This is a genomic window from Amaricoccus macauensis, assembly GCF_014201905.1.
GTDB lineage: Bacteria > Pseudomonadota > Alphaproteobacteria > Rhodobacterales > Rhodobacteraceae > Amaricoccus > Amaricoccus macauensis.
On sequence record NZ_JACHFM010000001.1, the window covers coordinates 875,406 to 890,251 of the forward strand.

Genomic DNA, 14,846 nt, shown 5'->3' on the forward strand with positions numbered 1-14,846 from the left:
AAATGACCGCGCTTCTCGCCCCTCTCGCCCTGCTGCCGGATGGCTGGGCGCGCGATGTCCGCGTCACGTTCGACGATGGCCGCATCACCGGAATCGAGCCCGGGACCGAGGTCCGCGCCGGCGACCGCATCCTGGAGCGCCGCGCGCTCCTGCCCGCGCCATCGAACCTCCACAGCCACGCCTTCCAGCGCGCCATGGCCGGGATGACCGAGCGCCGTGGCCCGACAGCGGACAGTTTCTGGACCTGGCGGCGGCTGATGTACCGATTCCTCGACGTGCTCGACCCGGACGAGATCGAGGCCATTGCCGCGCTCGTCTACGTGGAAATGCTGGAAGCGGGTTACGCCGCGGTCGCGGAATTCCACTACCTACACCATGCCCCCGGCGGCACGCCTTACGCCGATCCGGCCGAGCTCTCCCACCGCATCGTCGCCGCGGCGCAGGCCGCCGGAATTGGTCTCACGCTCCTGCCGGTGCTCTACACCTGGGGCGGGGCGGATCGGACGCCGCTCGCCGGCGGCCAGCTCCGGTTCGGCAATGATCTCGGCGGCTTCCTGCGCCTGCACGAAGGTGCGGGCGCCGGGCTTGCCGCCGATGGCCGTCTCGGCGCGGCACCCCATTCGCTGCGGGCCTCGACGCCTGACGACATTCGGGCCCTCGCCGGGCAGATGCCCGAGGGGCCGATGCACATCCACGCCGCCGAGCAGGTGAAGGAAGTGGAAGAAGTCACCGCATGGCTCCGCGCGCGGCCCGTGGACTTCCTCCTCGACGACATCGGCCTCGGGCCGCGCTGGTGCCTGATCCACGCCACCCAGATGACCGGTGCCGAGACCGCGCGGCTCGCCGCGTCCGGCGCGACGGCCGGCCTCTGCCCGATCACCGAGTCGAACCTCGGTGACGGCATATTCGATGGCGCCGACTATCTCGCGGCGGGCGGCAGCTTCGGCATCGGCTCTGATTCGAACGTGCGCATCACCCTTGGCGAGGAGCTCCGCACCCTCGAGTACAGCCAGCGCCTGCGCGACCGCGCCCGGAACGTGCTGGCGCCACCCGAGACATCGGTCGGCCGCACGCTCTACGAGTCGGTCCTGGCGGGCGGCGCCCGCGCGCTCGGCCGCGACAGCGGCGCCCTGCGCGCCGGCGCCCTCGCGGACATGGTGGCGATCGATCTTGATCACCCCGTGCTGATGGCGCTGTCAGATGACTCGCTGCTGGACGGCTGGATCTTCGCCGCCGACGACCGCGTTGTCCGGGAGGTCTGGTCAGCCGGGCGGCATGTGGTGCATGATGGTCGCCACGTGGCCCGTGAGTCGGTGGAAGCGCGCTATCGGACCGTCATGCTGACCGTCCTGCCCCGCCTCTGACGCCCAATCTTTCAGCAGAAAGGCCCTTTGCTCTGCGACCAAACGGGTAAACCGGTCGTGAAGGGCTAGACAGTCACGTTTTGCACATATAGGCGATAATACCGGTCGTGATCATCCTCGATCTGCGCCGGGACATGGCCGCTCCGCTCCCCCCCGGGCGGGGCGGCCGACAACCAGCCAAACAGTACATCCTGATTGGACGGACGCGCCGGCAGCGGCCGCCTTATCTTCCAAGCGTTGTCTTCCAAAAGAGTGCGCCGCCGGCGGGGCATTTCCCGGCCGGCGGCGCAATCGGAAGTCAGGCGGACGCGCCGCCCGGTCCGGCCAATCAGAAGCCGAGACCCTCGTACTTCTTCTTGAACTTCGACACGCGGCCGCCGGTGTCCATGAGCTTCGCCGAGCCACCAGTCCACGCGGGGTGCGCCGACGGATCGATGTCGAGCGTCAGCGTGTCGCCCTCCTTGCCGTAGGTCGAGCGCGTCCGGTACGTGGTGCCGTCGGTGAGCTTCACCTCGATGAAATGATAGTCGGGATGGATGTCCTGCTTCATGATCCTGGCCCTCAGCTCTCGGACTTTTCGCGGTAGTTGGTCTTCTCGCTGATGCGGGCGGACTTGCCGCGACGCTCGCGCAGGTAATAGAGCTTCGCCCGGCGGACCTTGCCGCGACGGACGACGGTGATCGAATCGATGTTCGGCGAGTGGAGCGGGAAAACGCGCTCGACGCCTTCGCCGAAGCTGATCTTGCGAACCGTGAAGCTCGCGCCGATGCCCTGGCCGCCGCTGCGGCCGATCACGACGCCTTCATAGGCCTGAACACGCGACCGGGTGCCCTCGGTCACCTTGTAGCCGACGCGAACCGTATCGCCCGGTCCGAAGTCGGGGATGTCCTTGCCGAGCGCCTTGATCTGCTCGGCTTCGAGCTGCGCGATGATGTTCATCGGCAATCGTCCTTCTCTGGCCCGCCGTGTGCGGCGGAGGTGTGCGCGTCCGAGAGCTCTGCCTCTCCTGCCGGGTCCGCTCTCGTGGCGCCGGGGTCTTCCCCCGCCACGAAGGCCCGCCAGAGGTCGGGACGACGTTCCTTGGTCAGCCGTTCCGCTTCCGAGCGTCGCCATGCGGCGATCCGTCCGTGATGCCCCGAGAGGAGAACCTCGGGGATCCTGAGACCTTCCCACTCGGGCGGGCGGGTGTATTGTGGGTGCTCCAGCAAACCGGTGGCGAAGCTTTCCTCCACCGTCGACTCGAGATTTCCCAGGACGCGCGGTATAAGCCGAACCGTGGCGTCTATCAAGGCCATCGCCGCGATCTCGCCACCGGTCATCACGAAATCCCCGAGGCTGACCTCCTCGACGTCCCGCCCCTCGAGCAACCGCTCATCGAGGCCCTCGAAGCGCCCGCAGAGGATCGTCACGCCCCTGCCCGCCGCCAGCCGCCGCACCCGCGCCTGATCAAGACGCGGCCCACGCGGCGAGGGATAGAGGACGGGCCAGTCGGCCGCGGGCCAGCCGCTCGCCACGCCGTCGAGCGCCGCTGCCGCCACGTCCGCCCGCAGCACCATCCCTGCCCCGCCGCCAGCGGGTGTATCGTCAACCGTGCGATGCCGGTCGGTCGCCCAATCCCGCAGGTTGCGCACATCGAGCCGCCAGAGTCCGCGTTCCTCCGCCCGGCCGATCAGCGAGTGGCCAAGCGGCCCCGGGAACATTTCCGGGAGCAAAGTCAGCACCCTGGCGGTCCATGTGGTGTCGGTCGGGCGGGTCATCGCGAGCTTCCGTTTCGATCGGCCGGTCCTAGCCGCCGTGCCCGCGGCAGTAAAGCCCGGGTCTGTAAGTTCTGGACTCTCGAGACCCAACGTGAAAGCGAAGGCCGAAGCAATAGACCGGCGGGGGAACTGGCCGGCGGCTCTAGTGGATGTTGGAGGAGTGAGTAATGCCCGCAAAGAACGTGGTGATGTTCACCATCGACGATATGCGGTCGGTCGAGGACTGGGGCAATTTCGCCTCGATGGTCCGTACACCGAACATCGACCAGCTGATGAACGACGGCACCACGTTCGATCGTGCCATCGCTCAGGTTCCGCTCTGCAACCCGTCCCGTTCCAGCGTCTTTACCGGTGTACAGCCGACCTCGACCGGCATTCTCGACAATGACACTCACTGGTACGAGCGCGCTTCCGCGGCCGACACGCTGCCCGCTGTACTGCGCGAGGCCGGCGCATACGTTGCGATGTACGGCAAGAACTTCCACGACGACCCGATTTCGCCCGCAAACCAGAAGATCCTTTTCGACGACTTCTTCTATCCGGCGGTCCCGCAGAACAACAACCAGATCATCCGCGATGACGTCTACCACGCGGGGCCGTTCCTCAGCGGGCGCTATGGCGGCCCGGACAACCTGCGCGATGCCCAGACCGCCAACAAGGCGGTGGACTTCCTGACGAACAAGGCGGGCGGTCTCGACCAGCCGTTCTACCTCGGGGTGGGCATCAGCCGCCCGCACCTCGACTGGGTGGTCCCGGGCGAGTTCTGGGACATGTATGATCAGGGCGCGATCCGCGCGGCACTGGAGAAGAGCCTGTCGGATGGCACCATCCTGCCGGCGATCGACGAGTACTTCGACGTCCCGCCGATGACCCGCCCGGCCACCGTCGCGAACACCATCGCGCAGAACATGGACCTCTGGACCGACTATATCCACGGCTATCTCGCATCGGTGAGCTATGCCGACTCGAAGATCGGGCAGGTGCTGGATGCGCTCGAAGCCGACCCCGCGCTCGCTGCGGACACCTCGATCGTTCTCTGGAGCGACAACGGCTTCCACCTCGGCGACCAGAGCCGCTGGCAGAAGACCACGCCCTGGCGGACCGCGACCGAGGTTCCCATGGTCATCGTCGAGCCCGACGGAGTCGGGGGCCGGCATGCGGGCTCCGTCGTCAACCTCGTCGACCTCTATCCGACGGTCCTCGACCTCATGGGCATCGACAAGCCCGACGGCCTGCGCCTCGACGGCACCAGCCTCGTGCCCCTCGCCCGGCACCCGAATCAGGAGTGGTTCGACGCCACGGCCGGCAAGGGCATGGGCCTGACCTTCATCGGCGGCTCTGTCTCGCTCCGCGCGACCGTCCCGGGCTACGGCGACGTCCGTTACACCGTGTACCCCGACGGCCGGAAAGAACTCTACGACATCAGCCGCGACCCCTACGAGCACACCAACCGGCTCGACATGAACACCGGAGAGGGCGAGACCGTCCGCGACAACCGGATGCACCGGAAGATGGTGTCGCTCCTCGAGGATCGCATGGAGGCCGTCGGTCTCCACCTGAGCGAGCACGGCGAGCGCATCAACGGCAATGCCCGCGACGAGATGTTCATCTCCTCCACCCGCGCCGAGGGCGACGTCTTCGCCGGACGCAACGGCGACGACACCTACATCCTCTATGCGGATGCGCAGGTGATCGAGAGGGCCGGCGGCGGTAACGACATTCTCTACATCATGGACCGCCAGCTCGAGCGGACCTACGACCTTCCCGCCAACATCGAGATGGTGAAGGTCATCAGCAACTTCACCGGCAACGCGCGCGCCAACTGGATCAGCGGCAGCGATCCTTCCGGGACACTGCGCGGCCTCGGCGGGGACGATACGCTGCGCGCCGGCACCGGAAACGGCGGCTACACCCTCGACGGCGGCCGAGGCAACGACAAGCTCGATGGCGCCAACGGCCCGGACATCATGCGCGGCGGCGTCGGCAACGACGTCATGGGCGGCAGCGGTGGCAACGACACCCTGTCGGGCGGCGCCGGCAACGACATCCTGCGCGCGGGCGAAGGCAGGGACGTGCTCTGGGGCGGGCGTGGCGCCGATCTGCTTGTCGGCAACGAGGGTCGCGACACCTTCGTGTTCCGCAGCGAGGCCGAATCGCCCGCCAGCGGCTCCGACACCATTCAGGGCTTCGACGCTCCCGGCGCCAGCAACGGCGACCTGATCGACGTCTCGGCGATTGACGCCGACAGCACCACGCCCGGAAACCAGAGCTTCAACTTCGGGGGGACCGGCGTCGGCGACCTGCGGGTGGTGGATCAGGGCCGCTTCTCGATCGTCCTCGCCAACACCGACAATGACCCCGCGCCCGACCTGCGCATCGTCATCCAGGACCACGGAATCAGAGCGGGCGACTATACCGCCGAAGACTTCATCCTCTGAAACGGACGAGGCCGGGGATCGTGATCCCCGGCCTCATCGACAACGTCCCGATAGGGGCCTCCGCGCCTCGACGCGGCGCCAGCCCGGCCGGGGCTTCAGATCCCCGGCGCCAGCGGCAGGCAGTCAGCCTCCATTCGGGCGAGCGAGGCGCAGGCCGCGAGCGCCGACTTCTGATCGAGCCCCACGAACTGCGCACGATAGACCGTGACGCCCTGCACGCGGGCCGCTTCGACCCGGCGAAGCCCACCGGAGAGCTCCGCCACGTCCATGAGCGCCGTGGTGAGAAGCTGCCGCTCGGCATCGCCCTTGGCGCGATAGGAGCCGAGCTGCACGCCCCACTCATGCCCGCCGGTGGTCCCCGCCGAAGTGGTGGGCAGCGATGCATCGGCGTCAGTCATGGAGACCCGGCGCTGGGGCAGCTCGGCGCTCGCCACCGCGAAGGTCGAGGCACGCCCGGCGATGGTTGCAACGGTTGTCTCATCGACTCCGGCCGACACGCCCGGACGCGGCAACGGCCGGGCTTCGGCCGCCATGGCCGGAGAGCGGGTGGCCTGGCTCGCGAGCGCGGAATTCACCTCGGCGATCGCTGCGGCGATGCTGGCGCTGTTGCGGCTGATCTCGACGCTGTCGAGCGCGCGCGGCAGCGGCCGGCCCGTCAGGGTGAGCGTGCCGCTCGCGTCGGCGATGACCGGCGTCGCCTCCGAGACCGTCGGCTGAACACGGGTCTTCGCAACCGGCGCGGTGGAGGCGACCAGGGTGCGGAGGGGGGACGGCGGCACCACCGCCACCATCGACGGCATCGACGAGAAGCCGAAATCCATCAGCCGTGAAGCGTCGGCGTTGCGCTGGGCGGTCGAGCGCTCACCGAGGACCGCCACGATCACCCGGCGGTTGCCGCGCTGTGCCGAGGAGACGACATTGAACCCGGCGGCCTTGGTATAGCCGGTCTTGATCCCGTCGGCGCCCGGGTAGGCGTCGAGAAGCCGCTGGTTGGTGTTCTTCACCGTCGAGAGGCCCGCGGAGGTCGAGGTGCGGCCGAAGATGTTATAGTACTGCGGGAAGTCGTAGACGATCCGCCGGCCGAGCGTCGCCATGTCGCGCGCGGTCGACAGGTGCCCGTCGCGGGTCAGGCCGTTGGCATTCTTGAACGTGGTCTTCGTCATGCCCATGGCACGGGCGTAAGCGTTCATTCGCGTCGCGAACGCCGCCTCGGACCCCGCGACCGCTTCGCCGAGCGCGGTCGCCGCGTCATTCGCCGATTTGATGGCGGCGGCTCGAATCAGATAGCGCAGCTCGATCTTCTGTCCCGCCCTGAGGCCGAGGCGCGACGGCGGCTCGCTGGCCGCATGACTCGAGATCGTCACCTTCTGGTCGAGCGACATGCGGCCCGCCCGAAGCTCGTCGAAGACGATATAGAGTGTCATCATCTTGGTAAGCGACGCCGGGTGGACGCGGGTGTCCGCGTTCACCGCTTTCAGCACCGAGCCCGTGCGCGCGTCCATGACGACACTTGCGAGCTGCTGGGCCTGCGCGACGGTACCGAGCAATAGCATAACAACGGCGAGAATCACCCCGCGCGACACGGTCTGGAACATCACTGCCTCCGGCGTGCTTTGACGCCTTGCCTCGGATTTATCGCAAACGCTACGCGGCGATTGCTTGATTTTGAATTAAGCTAGCATGGGCCTTCCGACTCGAAAACACTTTTGTCTCAAGGGCTGGCGCAGTGTGGCTCGCGTGCCCGGTCAAAGAATCTTCGATGCTTTATACCGCAGTGCAGCAAACATCTTGACGCGGTGCAGCATAACCCCTATATCACACTCATCGGAGGAACGATAAACCGGAGTTTGAGACTATGACCACCCGCGCCACGACCGCCAAGACCGCCGCCGAGAAGTCCCTCGACGTGACCCAGAATGCCGTGCAGGAAGCGACCGCCAAGGTTGAGACCTTCGTCGCCGACGCGCAGAAGAGCGCCACCGAGCAGTTCGAGAAGTTCTCGAAGGGCCTTGAGGGCTTCACCACCTTCTCGCAGGACAACGTCGACGCTTTCGTGAAGTCGTCCGAGATCGCCGCCAAGGCCGCCGAAGGCATCGGCACCGAGATCTCCGCCTTCTCGAAGAAGTCGTTTGAAGACGGCGTCGCTGCTGCCCAGGATTTCGCGTCGGCCAAGACCCTGACCGAGCTCTTCGAGAAGCAGACCTCCTACGCCCAGTCGACGTTCGAGGGCTTCGTGAGCCAGGCCACGAAGATGAACGAAATCTACGTTGCCGCTGCCAAGGACATCACCGCCCCGATCGGCGCGCGCGTTACCGCCGCCACCGACGCGATGAAGTCGTTCAGCCTCTGAGCACAGACTCTTAAACGGTACGCTTTCCGCGGGCGCTCGTCCTCCCTGGCGGCCCGTCCTTAGCGAGATTAATGAGCACCTCCCCCGGTGGCCCTGCCACCGGGGTTTTTGCTGTCTGCGGCTCTCCGCGGGTGTAACACGCGACCGCCCGCCTCTTCCCAATTCCCGCCGATCACCTATAGTAAGGCTAACCCGTGACATTTCGGCTCGTGGCCTTGGAACCCAGGATGACAGCGTCGGATCAGAGGACCCCGGGTGGCAGCGCCGGCCTTCTCACGAAGACGCGCACCCGGACGCAGCGACCGCCCCTCTACAAGGTGTTGCTGCTGAACGACGACTACACGCCCATGGATTTCGTCGTTCATGTCCTCGAGCGATTCTTCGGCATCGACCGCCATCAGGCGGTGGAGATCATGATGACCGTGCACCGCAAGGGGCTGGCGGTCGTGGGCGTGTTCTCGTTCGAAATCGCCGAAACCAAGGTGACGCAGGTGATGGATTACGCCCGGCGCAACCAGCACCCCCTGCAATGCACCATGGAAAAGGAGTAGGACGTCCGTCCTCCCGCATGACCAACCGTGATCGCCTCGCCCTCGCCGTGGAGAGCGGCTCGCTTGTGTTGCCGGACGGCGACCTCGTCGTGCTGCGCGCCGAACCCGGCCTCTTCCTTGATCTTGTACCGGACGCCATCTGCGAGCAGGCGTTCCGGCCGACCTTCGACACGCTCGCCCGGGCGAATCGCCGGGTGGAAGCGCGACTTCCTGACGGCACCCGGGCGGCCGCGGTCGTCGTGAACCTCAGCCGCAGCCGGGCCGAGAACCTCGGCGCCATCGCACGCGGGCTCGGAATGCTTGCCGACGGCGGCCGTCTGGTGATCGCCGGCTCGAAGGCCGACGGCGTCGATTCGCTCACCCGCCAGGTCGGGAACGCGCTCCCCGCCGATGGCAGCTTCGTGAAGTCGCATGGCCGCGTGGTCTGGCTCGACCGTCCGGCGCTCCTGCCGGACGCGGTCGCCGAGTGGTCAGCAGCCGCGCAGCCCCGACCAAACGACGATGGCTTTCTCACCGCGCCCGGCATGTTCTCGCCCGAGCACGCCGACCCGGGCAGCCGCCGGCTCGCGGCCGAGCTGCCGGGCCGCCTCTCGGGCCGGGTCGCCGACCTCGGAGCCGGCTGGGGCTGGCTCGCGGCGCAGGCCCTGAGCTCGAACCCGGGCGTCACCGAGCTCGACCTCTACGAGGCCGACGCGCTGGCGCTCGACGCGGCGCGCGCCAACGTCCGCGATCCGCGCGCGCGCTTCCACTGGAGCGACGCCACCTCGCTGGCCGCCGGCACCACGCGCTATGACGCGGTGATCGCCAACCCGCCGTTCCACCATGGCCGCGCCGCCGAGCCCGACATCGGCGCGGCCTTCATCGCCGCCGCCGCCCGCATCCTGAAACCCTCTGGCACGCTGCATCTGGTGGCGAACCGGCAGCTTCCTTACGAAGCCCCGCTCGCCGCGGCTTTCCGCCAGGTGGAGAAGATCGGCGAGAGCGGGATCTACAAGGTCATCCGGGCCGACCGTCCGGCCTCGCCCCGTTCCGCATCGGGACGTTCCGCACGGCCCTAGGCTCAGAGGCGGAGGTCCGGTCACACCGCGATCTCGCCGCCCTGCCACCGCCGTCCGAGCGCCACACAGAGTCCGAGCCCGATCGCCGAAAACGCAAGGCCGATGCCATAGGTGTGCCCGCCGAGGCTCGGATAGAGCCAGGCGCCGATCACCATGCCAAGCGCCATCACCGCGCCCGCCGCCATGGTGGCCGACGCCCCCTGCGCCGCGGCGGCATATCGATCAGGCACCGCCATGCTGATGAAGGCCATGGCACCGAGATGCCCCGCTCCGAAGCTGAGGCAATGCAGCGCCTGAATTGGCCAGAGCCAGAAGCCGACCGGATCGAGCATCATCACCCCCCAGCGCACCACTCCGGCGAGGCTTGCGAGCGCCATGGTCATGACCGCGCCGAAGCGTTCGATCACCACGGTACCGAGCAGCACCATGAACAGGATCTCCGCCGCCACCGACACCGCCCAGAGCAGGCCGATATCGCCGTCGCTGATCCCGAGATCGCGCCAGTGGACCGTCGCGAGGGAGTAGAGCACCGCATGGCTTCCCTGCAGGAAGGCCACCGCCCCGATGAAGAGCACGAAGGTGCCGTTCACCATCAGTCGACCCATCTCGCTCATCCGCGGCGGCAGCGCCGTGGAGCGCACCTGCCCGCCGCCCGGGTGCCCGACCGCCAGCACCGCCGTCGCGAGCAGACAGACGACAATCCACCAGAGCGCCACCCAGGTTCCGGTCCAGCCGATCAGCACCCCGGCCGCGACGTTTGCCGCAAGATACCCCGACGATCCGATCCCGCGTGACTGGGCATAGGGAAAATTCCACGCCCGCGCGGCCGCGAGGCCCAGCGCCTCCGAGATCGGTGTGATGCCGGCGAAGGCCACCCCGGTCCCGATGGTGGCGGCCAGAAGCATTGGCCGCGTGCTGATCCCGAGATGCCCGAGAAAGAGCGCGGCCCCTCCGGCGGCACAGGCCGCCAGCACCCAGCGCCGCGCGTCGAGGCGATCGGCAATCGCCGGGATCACGACCCCCGCGACCACCCGCACCGCAATCCCGATCGCGGTGTAGACCCCGATCTCCGACGGAGAGAGCCCCCAGTCGGACAGCCACAACGGCCAGAACGGCAGATGCACCCCGGTCGCCAGGAACAGCGCCACATAAAAGCCGGTCGTGTGAAGCCCCGGTCGGGAGAGAATGCGCGGTCGCAACGGCAAGGAACTCATGCAGGGGGCGGTGAAATCCGCCGTCTCCTCCCTCCCGGAAAACGCAAGCCCCGGCAAGGCTCCTCAGTCGAGACGCACGGCGATTGCCTCCGCCGCCGCCAGATCCGCCGCCGCGTTCACGTTAAAGAACCCGGCCTCGTCGTCGAAACGCACCACGACAGCCCCCGCTTCGGCCATCCACTTTCCGATCCGCCGCGCGCCACCGGCAACCGCCTCGCGCAGCGCCGTCCGCCGATCGACAGGCCAGAGCCCGAACGTCGGATGCAGCCGCCCATCACCGCCCTCGACCACCGCGAAGCGCCCGGCCGCCTCCAGCCGCTGCCCGAGATCGAGCGGCAGGAACGGCGCGTCGCACGGCACGGTGAGGACCGCATCCGCTCCGAGCGCCGCCGCCCGCTCCAGCCCCGCCAGCACGCCCGCGAGCGGCCCCGGCAGGTCGGGCACGCTGTCCGGCACCACCTCAAGCCCGAGCATCGCGAATCTCTCCGGGTCCCCGTTCGCGTTCAGCAGCACCCCTTCGACCTGTGGCGTGAGCCGCTCGACGATCCGCGCGAGGATCGGCCGGCCGCCGATCGACCGAAGCCCCTTGTCGCCGCCGCCGAGCCGGCTCGACCGGCCGCCCGCGAGGATCACGCCCACGATCACCATCTGCCACCATCTGCCTCCCGGTTGTCATTCCGCACGGCCGGAGGATAGAAGGACCGCAGCCGGTGGCCCAGCCCCGCCGGCCGGAGATGAGCTTTTGGACCGCACCTCCCCTGACCTCGCCCGGGCGTTTCGGCTCGGTATCCGCGACGGCCTGCCATTTCTGATCGTCATCGTGCCGTTCGGCATGCTCTTCGGTGTGCTCGCCAGCGAAGCCGGCTGGAGCATGGCCGAGATGATGGCGATGACCATCCTCGTCATCGCCGGCGCCTCGCAGTTCACCGCGCTGCAACTTCTTTCCGAGCACGCGCCGCTCTTCATCGCCATCGCAACGGCGCTCGCGGTCAACCTGCGGCTCGCGATGTATTCCGCTTCGCTCGCCCAGGAGATCGGCTCGACACCGCTGCTCGGGCGCCTGCTCGCCGCGTATTGCCTGACGGACCAGACTTACGGCATCTCGATGAACCGTCTTGCCCTCGGCCCGGCGATGACCCAGCGCGAGCGGCTGGCGCATTTCCTCGGCGGCGCCGTGCCGGTCTGCATCCCGTGGTACTTCGCGACCTGGCTCGGCGCGGTGCTCGGCAATGCCATCCCGCCGGCCTTCGCCCTCGACTTCGCCGTGCCGATCACCTTCATCGCCATCGTCGGTCCGGGACTGCGCACCCTGCCGCAGGCGGCGGCGGCCCTCGTCTCGGTCGTCGTCGCGCTGGCGCTCGCATCGCTTCCCTATAACCTCTGGCTGCTCGCGGCGGCGGTCGCCGGCATGATGACCGGCGCCATGACCGAGATCTGGCTGGAGCGCCGGAAAGCCGGAAACGAGTCCCCGAAATGAGTGACAGCGCCCGCATCTGGATCCTGATCGCCGTCGTGTCGATCGGCACCTACCTCATCCGCTATTCCTTCATCGGCCTCGTGGGCGACCGCGCCCTTCCGCCATGGGCTGCGCGAATGCTGCGCTACGTGCCGGTCGCGGTGATGCCCGGGCTCGTCGCTCCGCTGATCGCCTGGCCGCAGGCGACCGGCGGTGTGACCGACCCCGCCCGCCTTGCGGCGGCGGTCGCCGCGCTCATCATCGGCATCACCACCCGCAATGTCCTGGCGTCGATCTTCGGCGGCATGGCCGTCCTCTACCTCGCGCTCTGGCTGATCGGCTAGGCCACCGACAGCATCCGCCCCTCGGCATCCGACACGAAGGCAAGGTCGAGGAGACGCTGCACCCCTGCCGCGTGCCGGAAGCTCGGCTCGCCGTTCTCGCCCGACAGCAGCGCGATCAGGAAGCGCGTCTCGTTGCGCGGCGTCGGCGGGCACTCGAGGGGTTTCCAGGTCTGGGTCTCGATGTCCGGCCCGAGGCAGACGTCGAGGCGCGAGTCGAGTTCGTTGGCCCAGACCTTCAGCGCGCCCTTCTCGCCGTGGATCAAGAGGTCGAGATCGTTCGCCTTGCCGGTGGCGTAGCGGCTCATGTGGATGACCCCGAGGGCGCCGTTCGAGAACTCGGCCGTCATCGCCACGCTGTCGTTCACGTCGAGCCTGTAGACGTCGATCACTCCGCCCTCGGCCTTGTCGAAGGTCCGCATCTTCGCCGAGAGCGCCACTATGTCGAGGCCGGTGCCGTAGGTCACGAAGTCGAGGATGTGGACGCCCACATCGCCGAGCACGCCCTTCGAGCCGTGGGCGGAGGAGAGCCGCCAGAGCCAGCGCTCTTCCGTCCGCCAGTCGCCCCAGTGCCGCCCGGTGAGCCAGCTTTGCAGGTAGCTCGCCTGCACGTGGCGGACCTCGCCGATCTGGCCGTCCATGATCATCTGCCGGGCCATCTGCACCGCGCTGGCGTTGCGGTAGGTGAAGTTCACCATGTTGACGACACCCGCCGCCTCGGCGGCCTCGGTCATCTCGAGCGCGTCGGGATAGTTCACCGCGAGGGGCTTTTCGCAGAAGACCGGCTTGCCGGCGGCGAGGAGCTGGAGGGTCGTCGCCTTGTGAACCCCGTCGGGCGTCGAGTTCACCGCCGCGTCGAATTCGCCCCAGACGATGGCGTCGGCAAGCGAGCCGAAAGCGACCGGGATCTGGAAGGCGGCGGCGAAATCGCGGGCCCGCTCATCGGTGACGTCGACGGCGGCGACGATGCGGCAGCCCGGCAGTCCGCCGAAGCGCTGGGCGTGGGCGCGCGCCATGGCGCCGGTGCCGACCATGAGGAGCCGCTGCTCGCCCGCGCTCACCGGTAACCCTCCTCGCCGGGCCGGTGGAGCGAGCCGCCCTTCACCTCGATCTTCTCCGGCGCCTGCTCCACCGGCACGTTCGGCGCGTCGGAAATGTCGCTCCACGCAGGCGCGGGGTTCTTCGCCCAGTGGACGGCGTTCCTGAGGATCTGCTGGACGGTGCCGTCGTGGTAGGTCGGGTAGGTCTCGTGGCCCGGGCGGAAGTAGAAGATCCGCCCCGCCCCGCGCTGCCACGTCAGGCCGGAGCGGAAGACCTCGCCGCCCTCGAACCAGCTGATGAGCACGGTCTCCATTGGCTCGGGCACGAGGAAGGGCTCGCCGTACATCTCTTCGTTCGGCAGCTCGATCCGGCCGGGGAGCCCCGCGAGGATCGGGTGGGAGCGGTTGATCGCCCACATCCGCTCCCGCTCGCCCGCCTCGCGCCAGCGCAAGCTGCAGGGGGTGCCCATGAGCCGCTTGAAGGGCTTCGAGAAGTGGCCCGAGTGGAGCACGATGAGGCCCATCCCCTCCCAGACCCGCTGGACCACCCGCTCGACCACCGCATCATCGACCCGGCCGTGCGCCTTGTGGCCCCACCAGATCAGCACGTCGGTCTCCGCCAGCCGCTCCGCTGTCAGCCCGTGCTCCTCCTCCGGCATGACCGCAGTCGAGGCGACGATCCCGCGGTCCTTCGCCAGCGCCTCGGCAATCGTCGCATGGATCCCCTCGGGGTAGATCGACCGCACGAGGTCGTTCTCCTGCTCGTGCACGAACTCGTTCCAGACGATGGTACGGATCATGAGGCCCGGTCCTTCTCGCTGTGGCCGGGGGAGAGTGGCCGGTGGGGAGGGGGAGGGCAAGGGGGTGGGGAGGGCGAGGGGGCGGAGTGGGATTGGCGGTTAACTAGTTGATTTAACGTGTTATTATGACCATTCTTGACTGTATTTTGGCCTTGGTCAATGCGTGTCTCACACTATGGCTGATTCCGACCATGCTGTACGCAGGCGCGTTCGCAGCCGAGCGTTGGCGAACTACCCGCATTCAGGAGCTTGCCGGAGAGGCACCATTCAGAAGAGCCGGGCCGGCGTTAGCGGACAGGATCGGGGACAGATCGGGCATTGCTCCAGTCTCAGGCACTGCAGCACGGTCGATCAAGACCCGATCAAGAGCGAAAGCACCGTGGGAATCACCTAACCTACTGAATGATATTGATATCTATCTTGAGCGGTGACCAACTCACCCTCGTGGATCAAAACCCGATCAAGACTTTCTCCCAG

At 67.8% G+C, this 14,846-nt stretch carries 15 protein-coding genes; 7 read left to right on the forward strand and 8 right to left on the reverse strand.

Annotated elements, in window-relative coordinates; all coding sequences use genetic code 11:
- Positions 1-2: 2 nt before the first annotated feature.
- The gene (locus HNP73_RS04240; protein ID WP_184147360.1) at positions 3-1,364 is read left to right on the forward strand and encodes a formimidoylglutamate deiminase; all 1,362 of its coding nucleotides are present in this window, start codon (positions 3-5) and stop codon (positions 1,362-1,364) included.
- Positions 1,365-1,692: 328 nt separating this feature from the next.
- Here HNP73_RS04240 and rpmE read toward each other — a convergent pair whose 3' ends face one another.
- The 3 genes from rpmE to trmD are packed head-to-tail and all read right to left on the reverse strand — an operon-like array spanning position 1,693 to position 3,121.
- Positions 1,693-1,914: a 50S ribosomal protein L31 gene (rpmE, locus tag HNP73_RS04245; protein WP_184147361.1), complete on the reverse strand. Its 222-nt coding sequence runs from the start codon at positions 1,912-1,914 to the stop codon at positions 1,693-1,695.
- A gap of 11 nt (positions 1,915-1,925) precedes the next feature.
- Entirely contained in the window at positions 1,926-2,303 is a 378-nt protein-coding gene (gene rplS / locus HNP73_RS04250; protein WP_184147362.1) for a 50S ribosomal protein L19, read from the reverse strand.
- On the reverse strand, positions 2,300-3,121 hold the full coding sequence (trmD, locus tag HNP73_RS04255; protein WP_184147363.1) for a tRNA (guanosine(37)-N1)-methyltransferase TrmD: 822 nt from the start codon (positions 3,119-3,121) through the stop codon (positions 2,300-2,302). The genes rplS and trmD overlap by 4 nt, the downstream gene beginning before the upstream one ends.
- Before the next feature lie 167 nt (positions 3,122-3,288).
- Between trmD and HNP73_RS04260 the strand changes: the two genes are divergently transcribed.
- Positions 3,289-5,559 carry a sulfatase-like hydrolase/transferase gene (locus HNP73_RS04260; protein ID WP_184147364.1) on the forward strand — a complete coding sequence of 757 codons (2,271 nt, stop codon included), beginning with the start codon at positions 3,289-3,291 and terminating at the stop codon, positions 5,557-5,559.
- A 95-nt stretch (positions 5,560-5,654) separates the two neighbouring features.
- On the opposite strand, the gene HNP73_RS04265 is transcribed toward HNP73_RS04260, so the two are convergent.
- Complete coding sequence (locus HNP73_RS04265; RefSeq protein ID WP_184147365.1) at positions 5,655-7,154, reverse strand: D-alanyl-D-alanine carboxypeptidase family protein; 1,500 nt, start codon at positions 7,152-7,154, stop codon at positions 5,655-5,657.
- Positions 7,155-7,414: 260 nt separating this feature from the next.
- Between HNP73_RS04265 and HNP73_RS04270 the strand changes: the two genes are divergently transcribed.
- From HNP73_RS04270 to HNP73_RS04280, 3 genes are all read left to right on the forward strand, one after another.
- Positions 7,415-7,909: a phasin family protein gene (locus tag HNP73_RS04270; protein WP_184147366.1), complete on the forward strand. Its 495-nt coding sequence runs from the start codon at positions 7,415-7,417 to the stop codon at positions 7,907-7,909.
- A gap of 227 nt (positions 7,910-8,136) precedes the next feature.
- Complete coding sequence (clpS, locus tag HNP73_RS04275; RefSeq protein ID WP_184147367.1) at positions 8,137-8,460, forward strand: ATP-dependent Clp protease adapter ClpS; 324 nt, start codon at positions 8,137-8,139, stop codon at positions 8,458-8,460.
- Positions 8,461-8,477: 17 nt separating this feature from the next.
- Positions 8,478-9,518 carry a class I SAM-dependent methyltransferase gene (locus HNP73_RS04280; protein WP_184147368.1) on the forward strand — a complete coding sequence of 347 codons (1,041 nt, stop codon included), beginning with the start codon at positions 8,478-8,480 and terminating at the stop codon, positions 9,516-9,518.
- A 20-nt stretch (positions 9,519-9,538) separates the two neighbouring features.
- On the opposite strand, the gene HNP73_RS04285 is transcribed toward HNP73_RS04280, so the two are convergent.
- Both HNP73_RS04285 and mobA read right to left on the reverse strand, forming a co-directional pair.
- A complete protein-coding gene (locus HNP73_RS04285) occupies positions 9,539-10,717 on the reverse strand; it encodes an MFS transporter (RefSeq protein ID WP_184147369.1) in 1,179 nt (392 codons plus the stop codon).
- 78 nt (positions 10,718-10,795) lie between these two features.
- A complete protein-coding gene (gene mobA / locus HNP73_RS04290) occupies positions 10,796-11,380 on the reverse strand; it encodes a molybdenum cofactor guanylyltransferase MobA (protein WP_184147370.1) in 585 nt (194 codons plus the stop codon).
- A gap of 94 nt (positions 11,381-11,474) precedes the next feature.
- On the opposite strand from mobA, the gene HNP73_RS04295 reads away from it, so the two are divergent.
- Both HNP73_RS04295 and HNP73_RS04300 read left to right on the forward strand, forming a co-directional pair.
- Complete coding sequence (locus HNP73_RS04295; protein WP_184147371.1) at positions 11,475-12,209, forward strand: AzlC family ABC transporter permease; 735 nt, start codon at positions 11,475-11,477, stop codon at positions 12,207-12,209.
- Entirely contained in the window at positions 12,206-12,532 is a 327-nt protein-coding gene (locus HNP73_RS04300; protein ID WP_184147372.1) for an AzlD domain-containing protein, read from the forward strand. The genes HNP73_RS04295 and HNP73_RS04300 overlap by 4 nt, the downstream gene beginning before the upstream one ends.
- On the opposite strand, the gene HNP73_RS04305 is transcribed toward HNP73_RS04300, so the two are convergent.
- Both HNP73_RS04305 and HNP73_RS04310 read right to left on the reverse strand, forming a co-directional pair.
- Positions 12,529-13,590 carry a Gfo/Idh/MocA family protein gene (locus HNP73_RS04305; RefSeq protein WP_343063196.1) on the reverse strand — a complete coding sequence of 354 codons (1,062 nt, stop codon included), beginning with the start codon at positions 13,588-13,590 and terminating at the stop codon, positions 12,529-12,531. The two genes, HNP73_RS04300 and HNP73_RS04305, sit on opposite strands and share 4 nt — an antisense overlap.
- Positions 13,587-14,369 carry a ThuA domain-containing protein gene (locus HNP73_RS04310; protein ID WP_184147373.1) on the reverse strand — a complete coding sequence of 261 codons (783 nt, stop codon included), beginning with the start codon at positions 14,367-14,369 and terminating at the stop codon, positions 13,587-13,589. Before HNP73_RS04310 ends, HNP73_RS04305 begins: the two co-directional genes overlap by 4 nt.
- Between the last annotated feature and the right edge of the window lie 477 nt (positions 14,370-14,846).

Excerpts from the sequence above, each read along its gene's own strand:
- clpS (WP_184147367.1), top strand. The coding sequence starts at position 8,137 with ATGACAGCGTCGGATCAGAGGACCCCGGGTGGCAGCGCCGGCCTTCTC.
- HNP73_RS04310 (WP_184147373.1), bottom strand. The coding sequence starts at position 14,369 with ATGATCCGTACCATCGTCTGGAACGAGTTCGTGCACGAGCAGGAGAAC.
- rpmE (WP_184147361.1), bottom strand. The coding sequence starts at position 1,914 with ATGAAGCAGGACATCCATCCCGACTATCATTTCATCGAGGTGAAGCTC.
- HNP73_RS04300 (WP_184147372.1), top strand. The coding sequence starts at position 12,206 with ATGAGTGACAGCGCCCGCATCTGGATCCTGATCGCCGTCGTGTCGATC.
- trmD (WP_184147363.1), bottom strand. The coding sequence starts at position 3,121 with ATGACCCGCCCGACCGACACCACATGGACCGCCAGGGTGCTGACTTTG.
- HNP73_RS04280 (WP_184147368.1), top strand. The coding sequence starts at position 8,478 with ATGACCAACCGTGATCGCCTCGCCCTCGCCGTGGAGAGCGGCTCGCTT.
- rplS (WP_184147362.1), bottom strand. The coding sequence starts at position 2,303 with ATGAACATCATCGCGCAGCTCGAAGCCGAGCAGATCAAGGCGCTCGGC.
- HNP73_RS04240 (WP_184147360.1), top strand. The coding sequence starts at position 3 with ATGACCGCGCTTCTCGCCCCTCTCGCCCTGCTGCCGGATGGCTGGGCG.
- HNP73_RS04260 (WP_184147364.1), top strand. The coding sequence starts at position 3,289 with ATGCCCGCAAAGAACGTGGTGATGTTCACCATCGACGATATGCGGTCG.
- mobA (WP_184147370.1), bottom strand. The coding sequence starts at position 11,380 with ATGGTGATCGTGGGCGTGATCCTCGCGGGCGGCCGGTCGAGCCGGCTC.
- HNP73_RS04270 (WP_184147366.1), top strand. The coding sequence starts at position 7,415 with ATGACCACCCGCGCCACGACCGCCAAGACCGCCGCCGAGAAGTCCCTC.
- HNP73_RS04265 (WP_184147365.1), bottom strand. The coding sequence starts at position 7,154 with ATGTTCCAGACCGTGTCGCGCGGGGTGATTCTCGCCGTTGTTATGCTA.